This is a genomic window from Streptococcus sp. Marseille-Q5112 (assembly GCF_916700555.1).
GTDB lineage: Bacteria > Bacillota > Bacilli > Lactobacillales > Streptococcaceae > Streptococcus > Streptococcus symci.
Genome location: NZ_CAKAKP010000005.1, coordinates 137,627 through 162,285 on the forward strand (window position 1 = coordinate 137,627; position 24,659 = coordinate 162,285).

Sequence of the window (24,659 nt, forward strand, 5' to 3'; positions counted from 1 at the left end):
TATATCATGATTTTTCAGAAAATTCTCCCTTTATAAGAGAAATTATAGTCCCAATTCTTCTTTCAAAGGCTGTAAATAGATCGTTTCTTGCTTATTTCGCATCTCCAGTCCTTCCTCAGCTAGCAGGAGTAAGTCTTTGGAAAATTCAATAATCGCAGTTTCTTCCTCACCTGTAAGCTTCTTCTTAGAAAATTGTCGTCTTAAAAACTTGTAATTACGACCAAATGCTTCAAAGAAAGATGCTGTTTCTAAGTAAGCTTCTAACTTATCTAAATTAACCAACAATCCTAAATGAAAAGCTGCTGAAGCGAAGGTTCTATCTAGAGGTTGAGTACACACACTACGAAACTCAACTGTTCCGCGAGTCGTTAAGTCTTGGTACTGATAACTACGATGAGTTTCAAAATCCTTCTCTTGAGGGTAAATAAGAATCTCATCCCCATTAAGAGCATATGCTTGGATTTCAGATGTAGCTAAATAGTCCCTAGCCTGAATCGGATAAAAATAATATGTTTGTCCATCACGTTCCGCAGTAAAAATTGCAGAATGATCTAGATAATCAAAAAAATCATCCTCATCTTTAAAGAGTCTAGCATTGACACCAACATTCTCTGGATAGATACCATGCATCGATTCTTCCCAGAAAATATCTCTTGAGATTTTTGTATCCCAATCCGCACCTGTAAACTCAGAATTGGCAAATAAATAAGCCTTAACTGCTTCAATTTGGGTAAAAGCATTAATCACTCGTAAGTAGTTAGACTTTGAAACATCCAACTGAACCTGACTCCCACAAATAAACGATCCGTATTCAGGGAATTGATGTAAGTCTGATTTAGTCACATTTCTACTCAAATTCAAATAGTCCATCAACATCTGATAGCGTGGATAAGCCACTGGACAATTCTCATTTTTATTCCAGTTGGGATGAATACCACAGCCCACAATAGCATGATTTGATTCAGCTAACTTCTTCTGGATTGCTTCCATATAAATACTAAAACGTTCTTCAACCTCTTGTATCGTTTCAGCCTTGCCAAATGCAAACTCAATCGTAGTATAGGAAACTTCAAATAAAATAGCATCCTGACTTACTGGATCTACTAACTGGATAGGATACCCAAAATCATCAACCTTTTCTACAGTTAAATCCAAATCAGAAACTAGATATCCAAATAAATGCTTGATAACTTCAACATCTGTAGCATCCTCTTCCAAGTTTACAACAGGATATTCCAGCTCAATCCCAACAAACAATTCAGGATTTTCTTTAATATTTTTCAAATACCGATGTTTTAATAAATCGATAGAACGAGACATACTTCCCTACACTTTCATCATCCACCTCCAATCACTATTATTATACCAAAAATAATATAAAAAGGAACGAAGATATACCACGTTCCTTAACTCTATACTATACCGGCGGCCGGGGTCGAACCGGCACGTCCTTGCGGACACTGGATTTTGAGTCCAGCGCGTCTGCCAATTCCGCCACGCCGGCAAATAGTAACTGGGGTAGCTGGATTCGAACCAACGCATGAGGGAGTCAAAGTCCCTTGCCTTACCGCTTGGCTATACCCCAATAATATAAAATAGGCGAGTGATGGGGATCGAACCCACGCATGCCAGAGCCACAATCTGGTGTGTTAACCACTTCACCACACCCGCCATAATTCTATTAACACGGGCAGTAGGAATTGAACCCACACTGAAGGTTTTGGAGACCTTAGTTCTACCTTTAAACTATGCCCGTAACTAAAATAATGGAAGGGGAGGGATTCGAACCCCCGAACCCGAAGGAGCGGATTTACAGTCCGCCGCGTTTAGCCTCTTCGCTACCCTTCCGAAAAATATATAATGGCGCGAGACGGAATCGAACCGCCGACACATGGAGCTTCAATCCATTGCTCTACCAACTGAGCTACCGAGCCTTATTGCGGGAGCAGGATTTGAACCTACGACCTTCGGGTTATGAGCCCGACGAGCTACCGAGCTGCTCCATCCCGCGTTAATACAAAAGGAGGATGTGGGATTCGAACCCACGCACGCTTTTACACGCCTGACGGTTTTCAAGACCGTTCCCTTCAGCCGGACTTGGGTAATCCTCCAAAATAGTCCGTACGGGATTCGAACCCGTGTTACCGCCGTGAAAAGGCGGTGTCTTAACCCCTTGACCAACGGACCAAACTTTATGGGCACGAGTGGACTCGAACCACCGACCTCACGCTTATCAGGCGTGCGCTCTAACCACCTGAGCTACGCGCCCAAGTTAAAAACTTGGTAATTTGAACAAAGTTCAAAGCGGGTGACGAGAATCGAACTCGCGACAACAGCTTGGAAGGCTGTAGTTTTACCACTAAACTACACCCGCTTATATGGGAGTTAACGGGATCGAACCGCTGACCCTCTGCTTGTAAGGCAGATGCTCTCCCAGCTGAGCTAAACTCCCTAGAGCTAAGCGACTTCCATATCTCACAGGGGGCAACCCCCAACTACTTCCGGCGTTCTAGGGCTTAACTTCTGTGTTCGGCATGGGTACAGGTGTATCTCCTAGGCTATCGTCACTTAACTCTGAGTAATACCTACTCAAAATTGAATATCTATTCAAACCAAGAAAACCGTTCGCTTTCATATTCTCAGTTACTTTGGATAAGTCCTCGAGCTATTAGTATTAGTCCGCTACATGTGTCGCCACACTTCCACTTCTAACCTATCTACCTGATCATCTCTCAGGGCTCTTACTGATATAAAATCATGGGAAATCTCATCTTGAGGTGGGTTTCACACTTAGATGCTTTCAGCGTTTATCCCTTCCCTACATAGCTACCCAGCGATGCCTTTGGCAAGACAACTGGTACACCAGCGGTAAGTCCACTCTGGTCCTCTCGTACTAGGAGCAGATCCTCTCAAATTTCCTACGCCCGCGACGGATAGGGACCGAACTGTCTCACGACGTTCTGAACCCAGCTCGCGTGCCGCTTTAATGGGCGAACAGCCCAACCCTTGGGACCGACTACAGCCCCAGGATGCGACGAGCCGACATCGAGGTGCCAAACCTCCCCGTCGATGTGAACTCTTGGGGGAGATAAGCCTGTTATCCCCAGGGTAGCTTTTATCCGTTGAGCGATGGCCCTTCCATACGGAACCACCGGATCACTAAGCCCGACTTTCGTCCCTGCTCGAGTTGTAGCTCTCGCAGTCAAGCTCCCTTATACCTTTACACTCTGCGAATGATTTCCAACCATTCTGAGGGAACCTTTGGGCGCCTCCGTTACCTTTTAGGAGGCGACCGCCCCAGTCAAACTGCCCGTCAGACACTGTCTCCGATAGGGATCACCTATCCGGGTTAGAGTGGCCATAACACAAGGGTAGTATCCCAACAACGTCTCCTTCGAAACTGGCGTCCCGATCTCATAGACTCCTACCTATCCTGTACATGTGGTACAGACACTCAATATCAAACTGCAGTAAAGCTCCATGGGGTCTTTCCGTCCTGTCGCGGGTAACCTGCATCTTCACAGGTACTAAAATTTCACCGAGTCTCTCGTTGAGACAGTGCCCAAATCATTACGCCTTTCGTGCGGGTCGGAACTTACCCGACAAGGAATTTCGCTACCTTAGGACCGTTATAGTTACGGCCGCCGTTTACTGGGGCTTCAATTCATACCTTCGCTTACGCTAAGCACTCCTCTTAACCTTCCAGCACCGGGCAGGCGTCACCCCCTATACATCATCTTACGATTTAGCAGAGAGCTGTGTTTTTGATAAACAGTTGCTTGGGCCTATTCACTGCGGCTGACGTAAAGTCAGCACCCCTTCTCCCGAAGTTACGGGGTCATTTTGCCGAGTTCCTTAACGAGAGTTCTCTCGCTCACCTGAGGCTACTCGCCTCGACTACCTGTGTCGGTTTGCGGTACGGGTAGAGTATGTTTAAACGCTAGAAGCTTTTCTTGGCAGTGTGACGTCACTAACTTCGCTACTAAACTTCGCTCCCCATCACAGCTCAATGTTAAAGATATAAGCATTTGACTCATATCACACCTCACTGCTTAGACAGACTCTTCCAATCGTCTGCTTTAGTTAGCCTACTGCGTCCCTCCATCACTACATACTCTAGTACAGGAATATCAACCTGTTGTCCATCGGATACACCTTTCGGTCTCTCCTTAGGTCCCGACTAACCCAGGGCGGACGAGCCTTCCCCTGGAAACCTTAGTCTTACGGTGGACAGGATTCTCACCTGTCTTTCGCTACTCATACCGGCATTCTCACTTCTATGCGTTCCAGCGCTCCTCACGGTACACCTTCATCACACATAGAACGCTCTCCTACCATACCTATAAAGGTATCCACAGCTTCGGTAAATTGTTTTAGCCCCGGTACATTTTCGGCGCAGGGTCACTCGACTAGTGAGCTATTACGCACTCTTTGAATGAATAGCTGCTTCTAAGCTAACATCCTAGTTGTCTGTGCAACCCCACATCCTTTTCCACTTAACAATTATTTTGGGACCTTAGCTGGTGGTCTGGGCTGTTTCCCTTTCGACTACGGATCTTAGCACTCGCAGTCTGACTGCCGACCATAATTCATTGGCATTCGGAGTTTATCTGAGATTGGTAATCCGGGATGGACCCCTCACCCAAACAGTGCTCTACCTCCAAGAATCTCTAATGTCGACGCTAGCCCTAAAGCTATTTCGGAGAGAACCAGCTATCTCCAAGTTCGTTTGGAATTTCTCCGCTACCCACAAGTCATCCAAGCACTTTTCAACGTGCCCTGGTTCGGTCCTCCAGTGCGTCTTACCGCACCTTCAACCTGCTCATGGGTAGGTCACATGGTTTCGGGTCTACGTCATGATACTAAGGCGCCCTATTCAGACTCGGTTTCCCTACGGCTCCGTCTCTTCAACTTAACCTCGCATCATAACGTAACTCGCCGGTTCATTCTACAAAAGGCACGCTCTCACCCATTAACGGGCTCGAACTTGTTGTAGGCACACGGTTTCAGGTTCTATTTCACTCCCCTCCCGGGGTGCTTTTCACCTTTCCCTCACGGTACTGGTTCACTATCGGTCACTAGGGAGTATTTAGGGTTGGGAGATGGTCCTCCCAGATTCCGACGGGATTTCACGTGTCCCGCCGTACTCAGGATACTGCTAGGTACAAAGACTATTTTAAATACGAGGCTATTACTCTCTTTGGCTGATCTTCCCAAATCATTCTTCTATAATCTTTGAGTCCACATTGCAGTCCTACAACCCCGAAGAGTAAACTCTTCGGTTTGCCCTTCTGCCGTTTCGCTCGCCGCTACTAAGGCAATCGCTTTTGCTTTCTCTTCCTGCAGCTACTTAGATGTTTCAGTTCACTGCGTCTTCCTCCTCACATCCTTAACAGATGCGGGTAACAGGTAGTACCTGTTGGGTTCCCCCATTCGGAAATCCCTGGATCATCGCTTACTTACAGCTACCCAAGGCATATCGTCGTTTGTCACGTCCTTCTTCGGCTCCTAGTGCCAAGGCATCCACCGTGCGCCCTTATTAACTTAACCTTATTTTTCTGACCTTTCAGTCATAAACTCTTATTAATACTACAGCGTTTTCGGTTTATTTTCTTGTTACTATTTGATATAGATATTCAATTTTCAATGTGCATTACTTGGTGATCTCTCACCAATGGAGCCTAGCGGGATCGAACCGCTGACCTCCTGCGTGCAAAGCAGGCGCTCTCCCAGCTGAGCTAAGGCCCCACAAGACCTCTCAAGACTAAACAAGACCAATGCGCAGTTCCTTATCCTTAGAAAGGAGGTGATCCAGCCGCACCTTCCGATACGGCTACCTTGTTACGACTTCACCCCAATCATCTATCCCACCTTAGGCGGCTGGCTCCTTACGGTTACCTCACCGACTTCGGGTGTTACAAACTCTCGTGGTGTGACGGGCGGTGTGTACAAGGCCCGGGAACGTATTCACCGCGGCGTGCTGATCCGCGATTACTAGCGATTCCGACTTCATGTAGGCGAGTTGCAGCCTACAATCCGAACTGAGACTGGCTTTAAGAGATTAGCTTGCCGTCACCGGCTTGCGACTCGTTGTACCAGCCATTGTAGCACGTGTGTAGCCCAGGTCATAAGGGGCATGATGATTTGACGTCATCCCCACCTTCCTCCGGTTTATTACCGGCAGTCTCGCTAGAGTGCCCAACTGAATGATGGCAACTAACAATAGGGGTTGCGCTCGTTGCGGGACTTAACCCAACATCTCACGACACGAGCTGACGACAACCATGCACCACCTGTCACCTCTGTCCCGAAGGAAAGCTCTATCTCTAGAGCGGTCAGAGGGATGTCAAGACCTGGTAAGGTTCTTCGCGTTGCTTCGAATTAAACCACATGCTCCACCGCTTGTGCGGGCCCCCGTCAATTCCTTTGAGTTTCAACCTTGCGGTCGTACTCCCCAGGCGGAGTGCTTAATGCGTTAGCTACGGCACTAAACCCCGGAAAGGGTCTAACACCTAGCACTCATCGTTTACGGCGTGGACTACCAGGGTATCTAATCCTGTTTGCTCCCCACGCTTTCGAGCCTCAGCGTCAGTTACAAGCCAGAGAGCCGCTTTCGCCACCGGTGTTCCTCCATATATCTACGCATTTCACCGCTACACATGGAATTCCACTCTCCCCTCTTGCACTCAAGTTAAACAGTTTCCAAAGCGTACTATGGTTAAGCCACAGCCTTTAACTTCAGACTTATCTAACCGCCTGCGCTCGCTTTACGCCCAATAAATCCGGACAACGCTCGGGACCTACGTATTACCGCGGCTGCTGGCACGTAGTTAGCCGTCCCTTTCTGGTAAGATACCGTCACAGTGTGAACTTTCCACTCTCACACTCGTTCTTCTCTTACAACAGAGCTTTACGATCCGAAAACCTTCTTCACTCACGCGGCGTTGCTCGGTCAGACTTCCGTCCATTGCCGAAGATTCCCTACTGCTGCCTCCCGTAGGAGTCTGGGCCGTGTCTCAGTCCCAGTGTGGCCGATCACCCTCTCAGGTCGGCTATGTATCGTCGCCTTGGTGAGCCGTTACCCCACCAACTAGCTAATACAACGCAGGTCCATCTGGTAGTGATGCAATTGCACCTTTTAAGTAAATGTCATGCAACATCTACTCTTATGCGGTATTAGCTATCGTTTCCAATAGTTATCCCCCGCTACCAGGCAGGTTACCTACGCGTTACTCACCCGTTCGCAACTCATCCAGAGAAGCAAGCTCCTCCTTCAGCGTTCTACTTGCATGTATTAGGCACGCCGCCAGCGTTCGTCCTGAGCCAGGATCAAACTCTCATTAAAAGTTTGAGTTCTCACTCATTTCTGTCACTGACAGATTTATTGTTTTTTCATTGTTCAGTACTACAACCTTAGTTGTAGTGCCCTGCACATTGGTTCGTCTTGTTCAGTTTTCAAAGGTCTTTGTCACTCGCTTCTCTCAAGTGACAACTATATTAGTATATCACAGCCGCTTTCGCTTGTCAACACTTTTTTGAAACTTTTTTAACTTTTTTCATCAAGTGCTTCAACCACAATACACCATAGTCCGTACGGGATTCGAACCCGTGTTACCGCCGTGAAAAGGCGGTGTCTTAACCCCTTGACCAACGGACCTGAGCTGTTATTTTCAACTCTTACTATTATACAGACTTTTTCACCTTTGTCAACTACTTTTTTCTGTTTTTTTCAAATTAAGTAAAAAGAGCCAGAATTATACTGACTCTTCTATTGATTATTAAACTTAGAAGCACGTTCTTCTCCCCACCAATAGGGCATTAGTTCTGCAACTTTAACTGTTTTTCTTATATTATAGTCCATCATGAATTCTGCATCTTTATTTTCAGCGTTCAACTCTAAGAGGAATTCTCTGCAAGCGCCACAAGGCATACCGGAACTTCCACCATAAGGTGGTTTGTCTCGAAAGGCTAATACTTTTTTAACCTTAGTTTGTCCTGAAAATTGGTACATATTGAAGAGAGCCGCCCGCTCTGCGCAGAGATGGAAAACACCACAAGTTCCCTCCATGCAGAAACCTGTAAATATTTGTCCATCTTCTGCTTCTACTGCGGCAACGACATGATTAGCATAAACAAAATCAGATACTTCATGTGGATTATACAATTTCTGTGCCTCTTCGTACATCTTTTCCCAGATGTCCATTATTACATCCTTCTTATTTAGAGATTTCTTTTAACATATTTTCGATATGCTGGATTGATTTTTCACGTCCAAGCAAGAAAATTGTATCTGGTAATTCTGGTCCATGCATTTCACCTGAAACAGCGATACGAATAGGCATGAAGAGATTTTTCCCTTTGATACCTGTTTCTTTTTGAACAGCTTTGATTTGTGGGAAGATATTTTCTGTTACAAATTCATCATCTGTCATCGCTTCAAGTTTTGCCTTGAAGGCTTCAAGAACTGTTAGGACTGTTTCACCCGCCATGACTTCACGCTCTGCTTCTGTCAATTCTGGGAAATCTGAGAAGAAAAGATCTGTCAATGGAATAATCTCATCTACTGATTTCATTTGTGGTTTATAGAGCTCAACTAGTTTTTCAGCCTTGTCAGTTAAACGGCCTGCTTCCTCTAAGAATGGTTTTGCCATCTCAAAGATAGTTTCTAGGTCTGCATTCTTGATATAGTCATTGCTCATCCAGTCTAGTTTCTTCTGGTCAAAGGCTGCTGGTGACTTGCTGAGGCGGTTTTCATCGAAAAGTTTAATGAGTTCTTCACGAGAGAAAATCTCATCTTCGCCACCTGGGTTCCAACCAAGAAGAGCAATAAAGTTAAAGACTGCTTCTGGTAAATAACCTTTTTTACGGTAGTCTTCGATAAACTGAAGGGTGTTGGTGTCACGTTTAGACAATTTTTTACCAGTTTCAGAGTTGATGATTAAGGTCATGTGACCAAACTCTGGTGCTTCCCAACCAAGCGCTTCATAAACCATAAGCTGTTTTGGTGTATTAGCAATGTGGTCATCTCCACGGATTACATGAGAGATTTGCATGTCGTGGTCATCGATAACAACGGCAAAGTTGTAAGTTGGGTAGCCGTCTTTCTTTTGGATAACCCAGTCACCACCGATATTGCCACCTTCAAATTCGATATCACCTTTGACCATATCATGCCACTTGTAGATACCTGACTCATTGACAGCCAAACGAACAGTTGGGATGATCCCTGCTGCTTCACGTTCTGCGATGTAAGTTGCTTTTTCTTCTTCACTCATACCAAGGTATTCATTGATGTAGCGTGGTGTTTCGCCAGCTGCTTCTTGGCGTTCGCGTTCAGCTGCCAACTCTTCTTCTGTAACGTAAGATTTGTAGGCTTTTCCTTCAGCTAACAGTTGGTCGATGTATTTTTGATACAAGTCCAAACGCTCAGACTGGCGGTATTTTTCATGTGTTTCTGGGCTTTCATCCCAATCCATGCCTAACCAGCGAAGGTTTTCAAGTTGTGAACGTTCACCATCCTCGACATGACGTTTACGGTCAGTATCTTCGATACGAATGATAAAAGTTCCACCATGATGACGTGCATACAAGTAGTTGAACAACGCTGTACGGGCATTCCCGATGTGTAGTAGTCCTGTTGGACTTGGTGCGTAACGTACGCGGATATCTTTTGACATAGTTTCTCCTATAAAGTCTCTAGGCGTCTGCCTTTTTGCTCTCTATATTATATCACAAGTCTTGGCTGAGTCCAATTTCTATGAATAAAGAGAGTAAAAAGAGTGGGCAAACCACTCTTTTCTTCTATTATTATAGACGTGCGTTAAGTTCTTTGCTCAATTCTTCAAATCCTGGTTTTCCAAGAAGGGCAAACATGTTACGTTTGTAAGCTTCAACACCTGGTTGGTCAAATGGGTTGATAGCATTCAAGTAACCTGAAAGAGCGATAGCCAATTCGAAGAAGTAGATTGTGTAACCAAGAGTGAAAGCGTCTTGCTCTGGAAGGGTCACGTACATGTTTGGTACATCACCATCTGTGTGGGCAAGAAGAACTCCATCAGTCGCTTTTTTGTTTACAAAGTCAACGTCTTTTCCTTGAAGGTAACCAAGTCCATCAAGGTCTTCTTCCAAGCTAGGGATAATCACGTTTTTACGAGGTTTGTCAACACGGACAACTGTTTCAAACATGATACGAGTTCCTTCTTGGATAAATTGACCAAGTGAGTGCAAGTCAGTTGAGAAGTTGGCTGAAGTTGGGTAGATACCTTTTTGGTCTTTTCCTTCTGATTCACCAGCCAATTGTTTCCACCATTCTGAGAAGTATTGAAGTGATGGCTCGTAGTTTACCAAGATCTCAGTTGCATAGCCTTTACGGTAAAGAATGTTACGAACTGCTGCGTATTGGTAAGCTTCGTTTTCAGAGATTTTATCTGAAGTGTAGTCTTTGCGAGCCGCATTCGCACCTTCCATAAGGGCTTTGATGTCAGCTCCTGATGCTGCGATTGGAAGCAAACCAACTGCTGTCAATACTGAGAAGCGTCCACCGATGTCATCTGGAACAACAAATGTTTCCCAACCGTTAGCATCTGCTTCAACCTTAACAGCACCTTTTTGGCGGTCAGTTGTTGCGTAGATACGTTTGTTAGCCTCTTCTTGACCGTATTTCTTAACCAAAAGTTCTTTGAAGACACGGAAAGCGATAGCTGGTTCAGTTGTTGTACCTGATTTAGAAATCACGTTTACTGAGAAATCTTTATCAGCTACGTACTCTACCAAGTCAGCAAGGTAAGTAGATGAGATTGAGTTTCCTGCGTAAAGGATTTGTGGAGCCTTGCGTTCTTCTTTTGTTTGCAAGTTTGCAAAGTGGTGGTTCAAGAAGTCGATTGCTGCTTTGGCACCAAGGTAAGATCCACCGATACCGATTACAACCAAAACATCGCTGTCTGACTTGATTTGCTCAGCAGCTTTCAAGATGCGGTCAAATTCTTCGCGGTCGTAGTTTTCAGGAAGGTCCAACCATCCCAAGAAGTCACTACCAGCACCAGTTCCTTTACGGATCAATTCATCTGCTGCTGTTACTTGTGATTGCATGTATTCCACTTCATGTGGTGCAACAAATTTGTCTAAAACTTTTGAATAATCAAATTTAATATGTGACATGTTATTCCTCCAATATTTCTTCTTTTCTATCATAACGCTTACCTTCGTTTTTTTCAAGTTTTTTTGTCGAATTTCTCCAATTTTTATCAGAATTCAAACGTTTGCGTAAAAATGCCACATTCCAAAAATTTTGAAAAAATAAAATAAAGAACGACCAGATGTCCCAGTCGTCACAGTTCATTCAATAAATACTCAAATAATTCTAAATTGCCATCTTCTTCATTAACCAGAAACTCTGGATGCCACTGCAAACCGATAATGCGGTGCTCATCGATAGACTCAATCGCTTCGATGGTCTGGTCTCTTGGATCAATAGCAGTTACACGGAAATTAGGTGCCAAATCTTTAATACTTTGACGATGGACGGAGTTGACCTGACTTTCTTTTCCAAATAGCTTAGCCACTACGCTTCCTTCTACTGTCTCAATAGAATGAGATGTTCCGAAAGGTAGGCCTTGCCAGTGACCGTCAATTTCTTGATTGAGGGTTCCCCCAAAGGCAACATTGACAAGTTGGACACCGCGACAGATTGCCATAATTGGTTTATTCTGACGAAGCGCTTCTTTCAAGAGAGCCAATTCAAATTCGTCACGGACTAGATTGTAATCATCGCTCTCGATGGTCTTTTTCTCTCCATAAAACTGAGGATGAACATTTTGGCCTCCTGTCAAAATGAGTTTGTCAATCATTTCCACATAATCGCGTACAACTGACTCATCACCAACAGGAATGACTAAAGGGAGACCACCGACTTGACGAATGCTCTCTGCGAATCTACAAGATACAGATGAGTGAATGTTTTTACCTTCTGCGTCTACGGGACATAGATTTGCAGCAACTCCTACAACCGTTCTAGCCATGATGCCTCTCCTTTCGAATATTAACGATAGTCCTATCATATCACTCAAAATGACTTTCGTCTAATATGTTTTTTTTAAGGCTGTGATAAATATTTTTTATGGACAAGAAAAAGCTGCCCACATAGGACAACTTCTTTCTTATTCAAAGACAAATTGATTGTGATAAAGTTCTGAATAGAATCCACCTAGTTTCAAGAGTTCATGGTGGTTACCGCGTTCAATGACTTCTCCATCTTTAAGCACAATAATCTGGTCTGCATTGAGGATGGTCTTCAAACGATGGGCAATGACAAAACTGGTTCTACCTGCTACAACTGCCTCCATGGCATGCTGAATCTTACTTTCTGTCACCGTATCTACGTTTGAAGTTGCTTCATCTAGAATGAGAACTTCTGGATCTGTCATCAAGGTTCGAGCGATAGAAATCAATTGCTTTTGCCCAGTTGAGAAGATACTCTGGTCATCATCGATAAGAGTATCGTATTTATCAGGTAAGCTTTCGATATAGTCGTGAATGTGGGTTGCCTTGGCTGCTGCCTCAACCATTTCTTGACTAGCATCTGGCACACCGAAACGGATATTGTCTCGAATCGTTCCACTAAATAAGACCGAATCCTGCAAAACAATTCCTACCTTGCTTCTGAGGCTATCCAAGTCGTAGTCACGGATGTCTTTACCATCAAAATAAATACCACCAGCATCAACATCATAAAAGCGATTGATGAGGTTCATAATAGTCGTTTTCCCTGAACCTGTTGGCCCAACAACTGCAGTCATCTGGCCTTTAGGGGCAGAAATGCTGATATCTTTCAAAATAGGTTTATCAGGTAAGTATGAAAAATCAATATGACTGATTTCAACACCTTCTTGCAACTTAGTAAAGGTCGGCGCCTTTTCAGGTCGAATTTCTTCCTCTGCATCAAACATTTCCTGAATTCGTTCAGCACCTGTAAAGGCTAACTGAAGGCTTCCCCAACTAGCCGCAACTTGAATAATAGGCTGGTAGTACTGCTGTGAAAATTGTGCAAACATAACAATCAAACCTAGGGCTGTACTTGTTTCAATAGTCTTATCGTTTAATAGAACGGCCGAACCAGCAAAGATAACGATGGCTGTGTTGACCAGACTCATCCCATTCATGACAGGGAAAAGAATTCCTGAGAACATTCTTCCTTTAAAGGTTGCCCTGCGCACGCGCTCATTTTGTTCAAGAAACCCTGCCATCATATCCTTTTGAATCCCTTGCACAATGACAGCTTTTTGGCCTGAAATACTCTCGTCCATATAGGCGTTGAGCTTCCCTACCTCTTTTTGCTGGAGGTTGGTGTATTTGCGTGCCATTTTTACGATGAAAATCAGCATGAGGAAGGCAACTGGTGTGCTGGCAATGGTGATGAGAGCCAGCGTCACATTTCTCGAAAACATGACAAGAATCAGACCAATATATAGAACGATGTTGCTCATGACCTGAATCAAGCTTTCGTTAAAGGCTTGGAGGATATTATCCAAATCACTGGTAAAACGAGACAGGATATCGCCATCTTGTCGGCGGTCAAAGAAAGAAACCGCTAACCGAGAAAGCTTACCGAAGAGGCCTTTGCGCATCTCGTTTGTCGACTCTGCAATCACGCGCGTCATAAGACACATGTATATGACACTGGAGATAAAGAGAACCAAAACCAGCAGGCCAAGATTGACCATGATTCCTGATAGGCTTTGCCAAACAAGTTCTGGATTGCCATTTTGATAAGCTTGAACTAAATTAGCTAGCTGCGTCACTGCTTGTCCAGAAAAGACCGGAAAGAGGGCTTGGGCAAGAGTTGCCAGAACAATCATCAGGATAACAACTACAAATGATAGCTTATAGACTTTAAAATAATTCCAAAAAAATTGAACTGTCTTCATTTTACTCCTCCTTTCCTTTCTGTGTTTCGTAGATTTCACGGTAAACAGCATTGTTGGCAACCAAGTCTGCATGCGTACCTTGACCAATCAATCGTCCTTGATCCAGTACCAAGATCTTGTCTGCATGGACAACCGAGCTAATCTTTTGCGCGATGATAATGGTTGTCGTCCCCTTCAAGTCCTTATTCAAGGCTTCTTGAACCAGGCGCTCTGACTTGGCATCCAAGGCCGAGGTCGAATCGTCAAAAATCAGAATACGTGGATTGCTGACAATCCCACGCGCAATCGACATCCTTTGCTTTTGTCCACCAGAGAAATTGGTTCCCCGTTCCTCAACTGGACTTTCAAAGGTTTTTTCCATACGATGAATGAATTCACTGGCTTGAGCAATATTGGCTGCTCGCTCCATTTCAAATAGAGTGGCATCTCCTTTGCCCTGCCTCAAGTTATCAGCAATCGTCCCACTAAAGAGAATGGCACGTTGGAGAACGATAGAGACAGCTTTACGCAGGGTCCCTTCACTCACTTCTCGAATATCCTTGCCTCCGATTTTGATAGCCCCTTCCTGCGGGTCAAAGAGACGTGGAATCAATTGAGCCAAGGTTGATTTTCCTGCACCAGTTGCTCCAACTACGCCAACCATTTGACCAGGTTCGATAGTAAAGCTCACATCTTTCAGCATCGGTTCCTTGTCCATTGGATAGGTAAAGGTTACATTTTCAAAGCTAAGACTTCCGACCAACTCTTCATCTGGCACATCCTTGAAGATCATGGCTGGCTCTGCGTCAAGAATTTCTCGAATACGACGCAGAGAAATCATGGCACGACTGACAGAATTTCCCAAAAATCCAACCATGACAATGGTAAAGATAATCTGGCTTAGGTAATTGACATAGGAAGCAATGGAGCCAACAACTGACGGATCCGACTGAACCATCCCTGCAACTAGCCAAATAGAGAGGAATACCGCCCCATAACCGACCAACATCATGAAAGGTTCCACTACTGAAAAGGCATAACCGATGTAAAGATTTTGACCGAGAAGCTCGTCTGAAACCTCCGTAAACTTAGCAAATTGCTCTTTTTCTTGGACAAAGGACTTGACCACACGAACGCCACGCAAATTTTCCTTGGCAATGGCATTGATGCGTTCAAGAAGGGTTTGAAACTTGGCAAAACGAGGCCCCATCATTCCCATCATGACAGCAGTCAAACCAAAAATCAAGACTACCATGAGAACAATCATCCACCACAGAGAAGGTAAGGTTTGAACCGCCAAGATAAACGAACCGATGAACAAGAGGGGGAGCCTGAAAAGAATTTGGAAGGTCATCATGACGACGTTCTGAATCTGGTTGATATCATTTGTCATTCGAACGACTAAATTTCCCGCATTAAATTGTTCAATATTAGCATAAGAAAAGGTTTGGATTTTACGGAAGGCATCCTCTCGAAGGTCAGATGAAACTCCTTGGGCAATATAGGCTGCAAGGACAACATTGAGCCCACCAGCAACCAGACCGACCACGGCCACACCAATCAACCAAGCCCCTATACTATAGATAGCTTCATATTTCCCAGCAAGGAGGGCGTCTAACACTTCCTGCAGGTAACGCGGTTGCAAAAGTGAACTAGCAACCATCAAGCCTGTCATCAGGAGCGAAGCTAAGGCCTGCCACTTGTAGGTTTTTATTTTCTGAATCAGCATACTTTCTCCTTAAAAAATAGACAAAAGGGAGCGACAATGCGTCAGCTCCTTCTCATTCTGTTTGTGTGATGTTATTCTAGCAAAAAAGTTGAAACTTGTCAAAGAAGTCTCCTTGATACAAATTAGTGCGCTTTCATCTACAGTAATGCATGATAAAGGTTTTTATGGTAAAATAGTAAAAAGAAGGTTATAAAGGAGGGGAATATGAAAAAACAAACCATCGCCGTCTTGGGGCCTGGTTCTTGGGGAACTGCCCTTTCACAAGTCTTAAATGACAATGGACACGAGGTACGTATTTGGGGAAACATTCCCGAGCAAATCAATGAAATTAATACCTATCATACTAACAAGCACTACTTTAAAGATGTCGTTCTAGATGAAAATATCATTGCCTACACTGACTTAGCAGAAACATTGAAAGATGTGGATGCGATTTTGTTTGTTGTCCCAACAAAAGTGACACGACTTGTTGCCCAACAAGTTGCAAAAACCTTGGACCATAAGGCTATCGTCATGCACGCATCAAAGGGATTAGAACCTGATAGCCATAAACGATTATCAACTATCCTTGAAGAAGAAATTCCTGAACATCTCCGCAGTGATATTGTCGTTGTTTCAGGACCTAGTCATGCAGAAGAAACCATTGTGCGTGACCTAACTTTAATCACTGCTGCTTCTAAAGATTTACAAACCGCTCAATACGCTCAAGAGCTCTTTAGTAATCACTACTTCCGACTTTATACTAATACGGATGTTATCGGAGTTGAAACCGCTGGTGCTCTTAAAAACATTATCGCTGTCGGTGCTGGAGCCTTACATGGTTTAGGATTTGGTGACAACGCTAAGGCAGCCATCATCGCTCGAGGCCTAGCAGAAATTACCCGCTTAGGAGTAGCACTCGGTGCCAATCCATTGACCTATAGTGGCTTATCTGGTGTAGGAGATTTGATCGTAACGGGAACCTCCATCCACTCTCGTAACTGGAGAGCCGGAGATGCTCTTGGTCGTGGAGAATCTCTAGCTGATATCGAAGCCAATATGGGCATGGTGATTGAAGGAATCTCAACGACTCGAGCAGCCTACGAACTAGCGCAAGAACTTGGAGTCTATATGCCCATTACACAAGCCATTTATCAAGTTATCTACCACGGAACCAATATCAAAGATGCCATTTATGACATCATGAACAATGAATTTAAAGCAGAAAATGAGTGGTCTTAACCCTCTAAAGAAAGGATTCTTATGACATCAAAAGTTAGAAAGGCAGTCATCCCTGCCGCTGGACTCGGGACTCGATTTTTACCAGCAACCAAAGCACTTGCTAAAGAAATGTTGCCAATTGTGGACAAACCAACTATCCAATTTATCGTCGAAGAAGCTCTTAAATCAGGTATTGAAGATATTCTAGTTGTCACTGGTAAATCAAAACGTTCTATTGAAGACCACTTTGACTCAAACTTTGAGCTTGAGTACAACCTCAAAGAAAAAGGCAAACATGACTTGCTAAAATTGGTAGACGAAACAACTGGCATTCGCCTTCACTTTATCCGTCAAAGCCATCCTCGTGGTCTTGGCGATGCTGTCTTACAAGCAAAAGCTTTTGTAGGGAATGAGCCCTTCGTTGTCATGCTGGGTGACGACCTAATGGATATCACAGATGACAACGCTGTACCTTTGACAAAACAATTGATGAATGATTACGAGTCGACTCATGCATCAACAATTGCTGTTATGCCTGTCCCTCATGAAGACGTTTCAGCATATGGAGTTATCGCTCCTCAGGGTGAAGGGATTAATGGTCTCTACAGTGTCGAAACTTTCGTTGAAAAACCAGCTCCAGAAGATGCTCCAAGTGATTTGGCAATCATCGGACGCTATCTGCTCACACCAGAAATTTTTGAGATCCTCGAAAATCAAGCTCCCGGTGCTGGAAATGAAATCCAACTTACCGACGCTATTGATACACTTAATAAAACTCAACGTGTTTTCGCCCGCGAATTTACAGGAGCTCGTTACGACGTTGGCGATAAGTTTGGCTTTATGAAAACTTCTATTGACTATGCACTCAAGCACCCACAAGTCAAAGATGACTTGAAAGATTACATCATCCAACTGGGAAAAGAATTGGCTGAGAAGGAATAGAATTATTTTACAAATTTACATACAATTTAAAGATTTATGAGATATGTCTCTAAATCTACTAACTCAACTTCGGTCCTTAATGATGGATTACAGATTTTCAATCAAAAATCGATTTGAAGTTTTAATGATATCTGCTATTTTGGGGACGGCTAAATCATCTGTATACAGAAAATGTTTTTCCTTCTCCTTATTTTTAGCTAGAAACTCACTTCTTGCTTGTATTGATAAGTTGCCCACTCTTTCAATTTCTTTTCGAGAACCATCCCTATCTTTCAAGGTTTTTTCTTCGGCCATTAAGACACAATATTTTAGACCAATTTGTTTTTCTTTTAAGAAAGAAGCAATTTTCTTCAGTTGGTATTCAAAAATGACATACTCTATTACGACAGAGATGCCTCGAGTTATAAAATTATTGGTCAAGCTGATGATATTGTCCCAAAACAAATCCATGTAATAGCCCTCATCTTCCCAGGGAGCCACTATACCACCTTTAATCATTAAGTAAATCAAATCCCCCTCTATAACTGCACTCTTATCAAAAGAATAAGCTAACTCTTTACTAACAGTACTTTTCCCAACGCCTGGGGGGCCTGAAATAATGTAAACACAATTTTCCAACTTTATACCTCTTTTATTCTAATAATTCTTCAATCAATTTCTAATATTATAACATTTTCTATTTTTAAAATATATAATAAGACTGATACAACACTATATTCTAGAAACTTACGATACAAAAGAAATAAAAAAGCACACCATTCTCAATTTTCTGCAAAAAAACTTATTTACAAATGACTTCTTCGCGATAGAATGGGCGCTCACTTTCTCAAATCATCTACACACAAAGACTTATTTTTAGAGCTGTGTTGGTTCGAATAGTTCCAAAACCATTAAAAGCTACTCATTTTTCAAGTAGCTTTTTTTCTTATTCAAGTTTACATATTAGTCGTCACAACCCCATTCCCTTATAGAAAAGCAAAACTGAAAGTCCTACGAATAACACTACCGCTCCTAACCTCTGGCTGGTACCATACATCCTTCTTTCTCCTCGAACTGGAAAGATAATTGCTAGAAATGCTCCGCCGACTGCACCACCGATATGGCCTGCTAGGCTGATTCCTGGAATCAGAACACTTCCAATAATGTTAACCACAAAAAGTGTCAGATAAGATTGGCCTAGCTGCTGGATATAGGGGTTCCGAGTAGCATAGCGAAGAACAATAATCGCGGCAAATAGCCCATAAAGAGAGGTAGAGGCTCCTGCTGCTAAGGATTTGGGACTAAATACAAAAACAAAGAGATTGCCCATCATTCCAGATAATAGATAGAGAAAGAAAAACTTCTTGGATCCGAAAATTTCCTCTACTTGCCTACCAAGATAATAGAGCGAAAGCATATTGACAATAAAATGCTCCCACCCAATATGAACAAAAATGGCAGAGAAGAGACGCCAAACTTGCTCAGGAAAGAGGCGAATAGCTGGCCCATACATGGCTCCAAATCGAAATAATGTATCTGCCCTGTCGAAGTTTCCACCTGCAGTGACCAACATTAGTAAAAATACCAAGGCCGTCACAAAAAGGAAAAAACTCGTCACAGGGTAATGTCTATCAAAGAGTTCCTTCATCAATTAATACCTCCTGAACAGGAATATCATGCTTTTCAGGGATAAAGTCCTGAATTTGACAAGGATATGTCGTACTCAAAGTATGACCAGAAAAATGTTCCAAATAGCGATCATAATAACCTCCACCGTATCCAATCCGATATCCTTCCGTCGTAAAAGCCAGACCAGGAACATGAATCAAATCAATCTGAAATGCATCCACTACTTCCAAATCTCCCTGTGGTTCCAGTAAGCCAAAGGAAGTTTTGGCTAGTTGTTGCGGATTATAGACTACAAAGTCCATGCGCCCCTTGGGATAAGTTTTGGGTATCAGAACCTTCTTGCCATCCTTCAGCGCCTGCTCAATCAGTTCCTGCGTTTGAAACTCATGAGAAAAAGAAAGATAGGTTGCGATGACCTCGGTTTCTTGGTAAAAGGGGTGTTGTAAAAGTCGTTCTGTTAAAGCTTGGTCTATAAACTGTTTTTGCTCTCGAGGTAAAGCCTTCATTTCTTGCATGACTTGCTTACGTAATTCCGATTTCATAGACACCCCCTCTACTCTGCTGCCTTCTTTTTCAGGAAACTAGAGACCGCGTCCACCCCAATAGCTAAGGATCCCTCCTTAGGACTCATCTGAGGGTGATGAAGGGCGTAGGGACTATCAATACCTAGCCAGAACATAACGCCATCAACTTTTGAAAGGAGATAACCAAAGTCTTCACCTGTCATAGCAGGCTCGATATCAATCAACTCAATTCCGTCTTTCTCTTCAAAAAAGTCCATTAGTTCACGCGCCAAGGCTGGATTGTTCTCAACAGGCAGGTAACCACCTTGCTTGAGTTCCACTTCGACTTCCATATCGAAGGCAGCTGCAACTCCTTCTGCAACTGTTTTGACCCGCTTTTGCACCAAGAGACTCATATCTTGAGTCAAGGCCCGAATAGTTCCATGCAAAAAGGCTGTGTCTGTGATGACATTGTTGGTTGTTCCAGCTTGAAAAACGCCAAAGGTCACCACCGCTCCCTCGATTGGATTAACATTGCGGCTAACCACTGACTGTACTTGGGTCACAAAGTAACTAGCAGCCACCAAGGCGTCATTAGCTTCATGTGGAAAGGCTGCGTGGCCACCTTTGCCTTTGAAACGAATCTTCACCTCGCAAGTCCCTGCAAAGAGTGTATGAGTATTGGTCGCAATCTGACCAACCTTCAAATCTGGCCGAACATGAAGCCCATAAAACTGGTCTGGCAACCAGTCTCCAAAAGCGCCATCCTCATACATGAGCATGCCACCAGCTTCATTTTCTTCAGCAGGTTGAAACAGAAAGAGCAGATTGTTCTTTGGTTGCTCCTCAAGGGCTCGCTCAAGACAGCCCAAAGCAATAGTCATGTGGAAATCATGTCCACAAGCATGCATGCGACCTTGGTGTTGGGAAGAAAAAGGTAGTCCTGTTTGTTCGACGATAGGCAGACCATCAATGTCTGTTCGCCAACCAATGGTACGCTCTGGCTGACTTCCCTGCAAGTAAACCAAAATACCTGTCCGCCAAGTACGAACTTGAACAAAATTCTTGCCCGCAGTCAATTTCTCAATCACATCCAGCAGATAAGCCTGAGTCTTGAACTCCTCCAAGCCAATCTCTGGAATCTGGTGCAAATCTCGTCTAGTCTGAATCAAATCTAACATCTATCTATCCTCCGATATAGCAGAAAGAGGCTGGAAGAAGGGTTCCGCCTCTTTATTACTTTTACAATTATAAGGTACGAAGCGCATCCTCTAGCGCTGTTTTTTGTTGGGTTTGGGCATCAATCTCTTTAATAATGCGAGCTGGAACACCTGCCACCACCACGTTTTCTGGGACATCTTGGGTAACAATAGCTCCTGCTGCGACAACTGAACCACTACCGATTTGGACCCCTTCGATAACCACTGCGTTGGCACCGATGAGAACATTGTCTCCAACACGGACTGGTTCTGCACTAGCTGGCTCAATCACACCTGCCAAAACCGCACCTGCACCAACGTGACTGTTTTTACCCACGATGGCACGGCCACCAAGGATAGCCCCCATGTCAATCATAGTTCCTGCACCAATTTCAGCACCGATATTGATAACCGCTCCCATCATGATAACAGCATTGTCACCAATTTCAACTTGGTCACGGATAATAGCACCTGGCTCGATACGAGCGTTGATATCACGTTTGTCTAGCAAGGGAACTGCAGAATTGCGAGCATCTTGCTCAACAACATAGTCTTGATTTTCTACCAAACCATCGAGAAGCGGAGCCACGTCCTTCCAATCTCCGAATAGGACATTCCCTAGTTTGACAACAGAGCTTGGTACAGCAGTTGCAAGTTGTCCTTCAAAGGTTACTTTAACACTGGTTTTCTTTTCAGCATTGGCGATAAATTGAATAATTTCTTGTGCGTTCATTTTTGTAGCAGTCATAGGCGCCTCCTAGTTCATTTTAATGATACCTATTCTACCAAAAAAGGCCTCAAATTTGAAGCCTTTTTGTTTGTTTTTAGGTATGATTTTTAGGGATGTGAGATAAAACGTGCTGTCGGTAAAAGCAAGCCCCTACCGATACAACCTAAAAACACTCTTCACAACTATCTCCCCGTGTTTTATTGACTGTTCTAGTATAGCACACTTTTAGAATTAAGAAAAGACTTTTTATTTACTTCCTTTCGCTTCTTCTACCGATAGGAAAATCATGGGCAAAATAATAAGGGCCATAGCTAGAAGAAGGGACCAATCCACTACCAAGCCTAAAAACAAAACACTCAAGAGAGCAGAAGAGAGAGGTTCACTGGCACTGATAACTGAAACCACCAAGGGAGAAACCAAGGACACAGCCTTCATAGAAATGAAAAAGGCAAAAGCCGTCCCAAAGAAAGCGATAATGAGACAAATCAAGATACTCCAAATATCAAGAGTAAAGGAAAGTTGATAAACTGGTGAGAGAACATTGCTAAATAAACCTGCTAAAATCATCCCCCACCCAACCGTGGGTACAAAACCATAGCGCTTCGCAAAAGGTTGTGGCAAGATAACATTAAACATGACCCCCATGGCACTCAGCAAACCCGTCACAAGTGCTAGCGGTGTCATGGATAATTGAGAGAGATCTCCCTTTGTCGCCATCAGGCAAACACCCAACATGGCAACCAAAACATAAAAAATAGCGCTTTTTGACGCTCGTTTTTGATAAACCAAGCGATTGTAAAAGAGGATAAAGACAGGGCTAATAAACTGTAAAATAGTTGCTGTCGCTGCATTTGAGTATTCTACACAGAGATAGAAAAAATACTGAACTGAAAAAATCCCCAAAATAGAATAGGCTAAAAAGGGTAGGTAATTTTTCTTATCTCGCCAAATATCTAGCACTTGCGATTTTAATTGCACTGCAGACCAAATGAGCACAAGACCCCCTGCCAGTGTCAAACGCATAGAGGTAATCCAGCCAGAGGACACTTGATAATGAGTAAAGAAATATTCTCCTAAAATTCCGCAAATCCCCCAGATTAAACCTGATAATAGTGAATAGATTGTCCCCTTAACAATCTTTTTCTGATATTGATTCATATATTTATTTTAACATGAAAATGAAAAAGAAAAAAGTGGCAATAGAAAAGTCCCGTAAGATCTATAATGAAAAGTTACCAAACAACTCATTAGAAAGAATCATATGGAACAACTACACTTTATCACAAAACTACTCGATATTAAAGATCCTAATATCCAAATTATGGATGCTATCAATAAGGGTAACTTCTCATAGTAACTTCCACTTTTACTAGAGGTGAAACTTAGTTTGGGAATTTAGCTGTTATCAATAGGAATACCCACAAGTAAATCATATCTAAACTGGAATACGATGCCCCATCTTGTCCTCATTGTGGGAAGTCAAATGAAGAAATATGACTTTCAAAAACTGTCTAAGATTCCTTACCTTGAAACAACTGGTATGACTGCTAGAATTCTGCTTAGCAAGCGTCGATTCAAGTGCTATCACTGTTCAAAAACGATAGTGGCTGAGACTTCTATCGTCAAGAGGAATCACCAAATCCCTCGTATCATCAACCAAAAGATTACTCAAAAGCTGATTGAAAAGACTTCTATGACCGATATTTCACATCAGCTAGCCATTTCAACTTCAACTGTCATTCGTAAGCTCAATGACTTTCACTTTGAGTGTAGCTTTAGCCATTTGCCTGAAATTATGCCCTTGGACGTTAAAACAGTCAGGTGAGTGACTGTTTGAATCGGTAGATGAAGATGAGGTTCATTGAGCAAGATTTTGACAATCTCAGTATCATAGCTGTTCTTGAGGGTAGAACACAAACTGTCATCCGAAATAACTTTCTTCGCTCCCATAGAGCTGTTCGCTGTCAGGTAAAAATTATTACTATGGATCTGTTTAGTTCCTACTATGCCTTAGCTAAACAGATTCGCTTTCGAATTTCTAGGCTCAGGCTGAAACAGTCTACCAGACTGTTTCACACCCAAACGCTAAAATCGTGTTGGATCGTTTCCATATTGTCCAACACATGAGCCGTGCTATGAGTTGTGTGCGTGTCCAAATCATGAATCAGTTTGAGCAAAAATCTCATGAATACAAGGCTATCAAGCGTTACTGGAAACTCATTCAACAAGATAGTCGGAAACTGAGTGATAAACGTTTTTATCGCCCTACTTTTCGTATGCACTTGACCAATAAAAAGATTCTAGACAAGCTTTTAAGCTATTCAGAAGACTTGAAACACCACTACAATCTCTATCAACTCTTACTTTTTCACTTTCAGAACAAGGATCCTGAGAAATTTTTCGGACTCATTGAGGACAATCTAAAGAAGATTCATCCTCTTTTTCAGACTGTTTTTAAAACCTTTCTCAAGGACAAAAAGAAAATTGTCAACGCCCTTCAACTCCCCTTTTCCAACACCAAATTAGAAGCGACCAATAATCTCATCAAACTAATCAAGCGCAATGCCTTTGGTTTTCGAAACTTTGAAAACTTCAAAAAACGGATTTTTATCGCTCTGAACATCAAAAAAGAAAGGACAAATTTTGTCCTTTCTCGAGCTTAGCTTTTCTTCAACCCACTATAGTTAACAAAGAGCCAATTAAAAAAAGAGAGAAGCAAATGTACTGACCCCAAAAAGTTAGACAAATAATTTAAGTAAAGGATTTAGTTCTGTATTGCACAGGACTAAGTCCTTTTAATTTTACCTTAATGCGTTTATTGTTGTAGTAATCAATATAGTCTACAAT

Annotated in this window: 16 protein-coding genes, 14 tRNA genes, 3 rRNA genes and 1 pseudogene; 3 read left to right on the forward strand and 31 right to left on the reverse strand. The window is 43.1% G+C overall.

The genetic code is table 11. The features are described from left to right. Window positions 1-42: 42 nt before the first annotated feature. The 24 genes from LG372_RS05255 to patA all read right to left on the reverse strand — a co-directional run bounded on the left by LG372_RS05255 (window position 43) and on the right by patA (window position 15,630). Window positions 43-1,320 (reverse strand): gamma-glutamylcysteine synthetase, encoded by a 1,278-nt coding sequence (locus LG372_RS05255; protein ID WP_225742291.1) that lies wholly within the window; start codon window positions 1,318-1,320, stop codon window positions 43-45. A gap of 100 nt (window positions 1,321-1,420) precedes the next feature. Further along, a tRNA-Leu gene (locus LG372_RS05260) sits at window positions 1,421-1,504 on the reverse strand. A gap of 9 nt (window positions 1,505-1,513) precedes the next feature. Beyond that, a tRNA-Gln gene (locus LG372_RS05265) sits at window positions 1,514-1,585 on the reverse strand. A gap of 13 nt (window positions 1,586-1,598) precedes the next feature. Next, a tRNA-His gene (locus LG372_RS05270) sits at window positions 1,599-1,671 on the reverse strand. A 14-nt stretch (window positions 1,672-1,685) separates the two neighbouring features. Continuing rightward, window positions 1,686-1,756 (reverse strand) — tRNA-Trp (locus LG372_RS05275). Between the two features lie 11 nt (window positions 1,757-1,767). Then, window positions 1,768-1,848: transfer RNA gene (locus tag LG372_RS05280), tRNA-Tyr, on the reverse strand. 13 nt (window positions 1,849-1,861) lie between these two features. Beyond that, window positions 1,862-1,934, reverse strand: a tRNA-Phe gene (locus LG372_RS05285). 3 nt (window positions 1,935-1,937) lie between these two features. Beyond that, window positions 1,938-2,011: transfer RNA gene (locus tag LG372_RS05290), tRNA-Met, on the reverse strand. Between the two features lie 10 nt (window positions 2,012-2,021). Next, window positions 2,022-2,111: transfer RNA gene (locus tag LG372_RS05295), tRNA-Ser, on the reverse strand. Between the two features lie 4 nt (window positions 2,112-2,115). Continuing rightward, window positions 2,116-2,187, reverse strand: a tRNA-Glu gene (locus LG372_RS05300). Between the two features lie 8 nt (window positions 2,188-2,195). After that, window positions 2,196-2,269 (reverse strand) — tRNA-Ile (locus tag LG372_RS05305). Window positions 2,270-2,303: 34 nt separating this feature from the next. Then, window positions 2,304-2,374 (reverse strand) — tRNA-Gly (locus tag LG372_RS05310). A gap of 5 nt (window positions 2,375-2,379) precedes the next feature. Further along, window positions 2,380-2,452: transfer RNA gene (locus LG372_RS05315), tRNA-Val, on the reverse strand. A gap of 4 nt (window positions 2,453-2,456) precedes the next feature. Then, window positions 2,457-2,572 (reverse strand): 5S ribosomal RNA (rrf, locus tag LG372_RS05320). 76 nt (window positions 2,573-2,648) lie between these two features. Then, a 23S ribosomal RNA gene (locus tag LG372_RS05325) occupies window positions 2,649-5,550 on the reverse strand. 125 nt (window positions 5,551-5,675) lie between these two features. Then, window positions 5,676-5,748 (reverse strand) — tRNA-Ala (locus LG372_RS05330). Between the two features lie 51 nt (window positions 5,749-5,799). After that, a 16S ribosomal RNA gene (locus LG372_RS05335) occupies window positions 5,800-7,345 on the reverse strand. Together the 16S, 23S and 5S rRNA genes with 14 tRNA genes alongside form the textbook arrangement of a ribosomal RNA operon. A gap of 240 nt (window positions 7,346-7,585) precedes the next feature. After that, window positions 7,586-7,657 (reverse strand) — tRNA-Glu (locus tag LG372_RS05340). A gap of 111 nt (window positions 7,658-7,768) precedes the next feature. Further along, window positions 7,769-8,203, reverse strand: a complete 435-nt coding sequence (locus LG372_RS05345; protein ID WP_042749937.1) for a cytidine deaminase family protein — start codon at window positions 8,201-8,203, stop codon at window positions 7,769-7,771. A gap of 13 nt (window positions 8,204-8,216) precedes the next feature. After that, a complete protein-coding gene (gene gltX, locus LG372_RS05350) occupies window positions 8,217-9,677 on the reverse strand; it encodes a glutamate--tRNA ligase (RefSeq protein ID WP_042749935.1) in 1,461 nt (486 codons plus the stop codon). Window positions 9,678-9,807: 130 nt separating this feature from the next. Then, window positions 9,808-11,157 (reverse strand): glucose-6-phosphate isomerase, encoded by a 1,350-nt coding sequence (locus LG372_RS05355; protein ID WP_000018268.1) that lies wholly within the window; start codon window positions 11,155-11,157, stop codon window positions 9,808-9,810. Between the two features lie 170 nt (window positions 11,158-11,327). Next, entirely contained in the window at window positions 11,328-12,017 is a 690-nt protein-coding gene (locus LG372_RS05360) for a gamma-glutamyl-gamma-aminobutyrate hydrolase family protein (RefSeq protein WP_061590510.1), read from the reverse strand. A gap of 138 nt (window positions 12,018-12,155) precedes the next feature. Continuing rightward, a complete protein-coding gene (patB, locus tag LG372_RS05365) occupies window positions 12,156-13,922 on the reverse strand; it encodes a multidrug efflux ABC transporter subunit PatB (protein ID WP_225742292.1) in 1,767 nt (588 codons plus the stop codon). A 1-nt stretch (window position 13,923) separates the two neighbouring features. Next, window positions 13,924-15,630 carry a multidrug efflux ABC transporter subunit PatA gene (patA, locus tag LG372_RS05370; protein WP_225742293.1) on the reverse strand — a complete coding sequence of 569 codons (1,707 nt, stop codon included), beginning with the start codon at window positions 15,628-15,630 and terminating at the stop codon, window positions 13,924-13,926. Between the two features lie 204 nt (window positions 15,631-15,834). On the opposite strand from patA, the gene LG372_RS05375 reads away from it, so the two are divergent. Together LG372_RS05375 and galU are read left to right on the forward strand one after the other, a co-directional pair. Then, entirely contained in the window at window positions 15,835-16,851 is a 1,017-nt protein-coding gene (locus tag LG372_RS05375) for an NAD(P)H-dependent glycerol-3-phosphate dehydrogenase (RefSeq protein ID WP_225742294.1), read from the forward strand. 21 nt (window positions 16,852-16,872) lie between these two features. After that, window positions 16,873-17,772: a UTP--glucose-1-phosphate uridylyltransferase GalU gene (gene galU / locus LG372_RS05380; protein WP_049552471.1), complete on the forward strand. Its 900-nt coding sequence runs from the start codon at window positions 16,873-16,875 to the stop codon at window positions 17,770-17,772. Window positions 17,773-17,859: 87 nt separating this feature from the next. Here the strand turns inward: galU and LG372_RS05385 are convergent, their stop codons facing one another. From LG372_RS05385 to LG372_RS05410, 6 genes are all read right to left on the reverse strand, one after another. Further along, window positions 17,860-18,390, reverse strand: a complete 531-nt coding sequence (locus tag LG372_RS05385; RefSeq protein WP_049552472.1) for an ATPase AAA — start codon at window positions 18,388-18,390, stop codon at window positions 17,860-17,862. Window positions 18,391-18,721: 331 nt separating this feature from the next. Continuing rightward, the gene (locus LG372_RS05390) at window positions 18,722-19,399 is read right to left on the reverse strand and encodes a rhomboid family intramembrane serine protease (protein WP_049552473.1); all 678 of its coding nucleotides are present in this window, start codon (window positions 19,397-19,399) and stop codon (window positions 18,722-18,724) included. Further along, window positions 19,383-19,922 (reverse strand): 5-formyltetrahydrofolate cyclo-ligase, encoded by a 540-nt coding sequence (locus LG372_RS05395; RefSeq protein WP_049552474.1) that lies wholly within the window; start codon window positions 19,920-19,922, stop codon window positions 19,383-19,385. Before LG372_RS05395 ends, LG372_RS05390 begins: the two co-directional genes overlap by 17 nt. 11 nt (window positions 19,923-19,933) lie before the next feature. Then, window positions 19,934-21,064 carry an N-acetyldiaminopimelate deacetylase gene (locus LG372_RS05400; RefSeq protein WP_049552475.1) on the reverse strand — a complete coding sequence of 377 codons (1,131 nt, stop codon included), beginning with the start codon at window positions 21,062-21,064 and terminating at the stop codon, window positions 19,934-19,936. 67 nt (window positions 21,065-21,131) lie between these two features. Beyond that, window positions 21,132-21,830 carry a 2,3,4,5-tetrahydropyridine-2,6-dicarboxylate N-acetyltransferase gene (gene dapD, locus LG372_RS05405; RefSeq protein WP_049552476.1) on the reverse strand — a complete coding sequence of 233 codons (699 nt, stop codon included), beginning with the start codon at window positions 21,828-21,830 and terminating at the stop codon, window positions 21,132-21,134. A 228-nt stretch (window positions 21,831-22,058) separates the two neighbouring features. After that, the gene (locus LG372_RS05410; protein ID WP_225742295.1) at window positions 22,059-22,970 is read right to left on the reverse strand and encodes a DMT family transporter; all 912 of its coding nucleotides are present in this window, start codon (window positions 22,968-22,970) and stop codon (window positions 22,059-22,061) included. Between the two features lie 103 nt (window positions 22,971-23,073). Here LG372_RS05410 and LG372_RS05415 point away from each other — a divergent pair. Then, a pseudogene (locus LG372_RS05415) lies at window positions 23,074-24,475 on the forward strand (transposase). A gap of 88 nt (window positions 24,476-24,563) precedes the next feature. Here LG372_RS05415 and LG372_RS05420 read toward each other — a convergent pair. Then, window positions 24,564-24,659, reverse strand: a 96-nt coding sequence (locus tag LG372_RS05420; protein ID WP_168741291.1) for an IS3 family transposase, incomplete at its 5' end; no start/stop codon positions are given.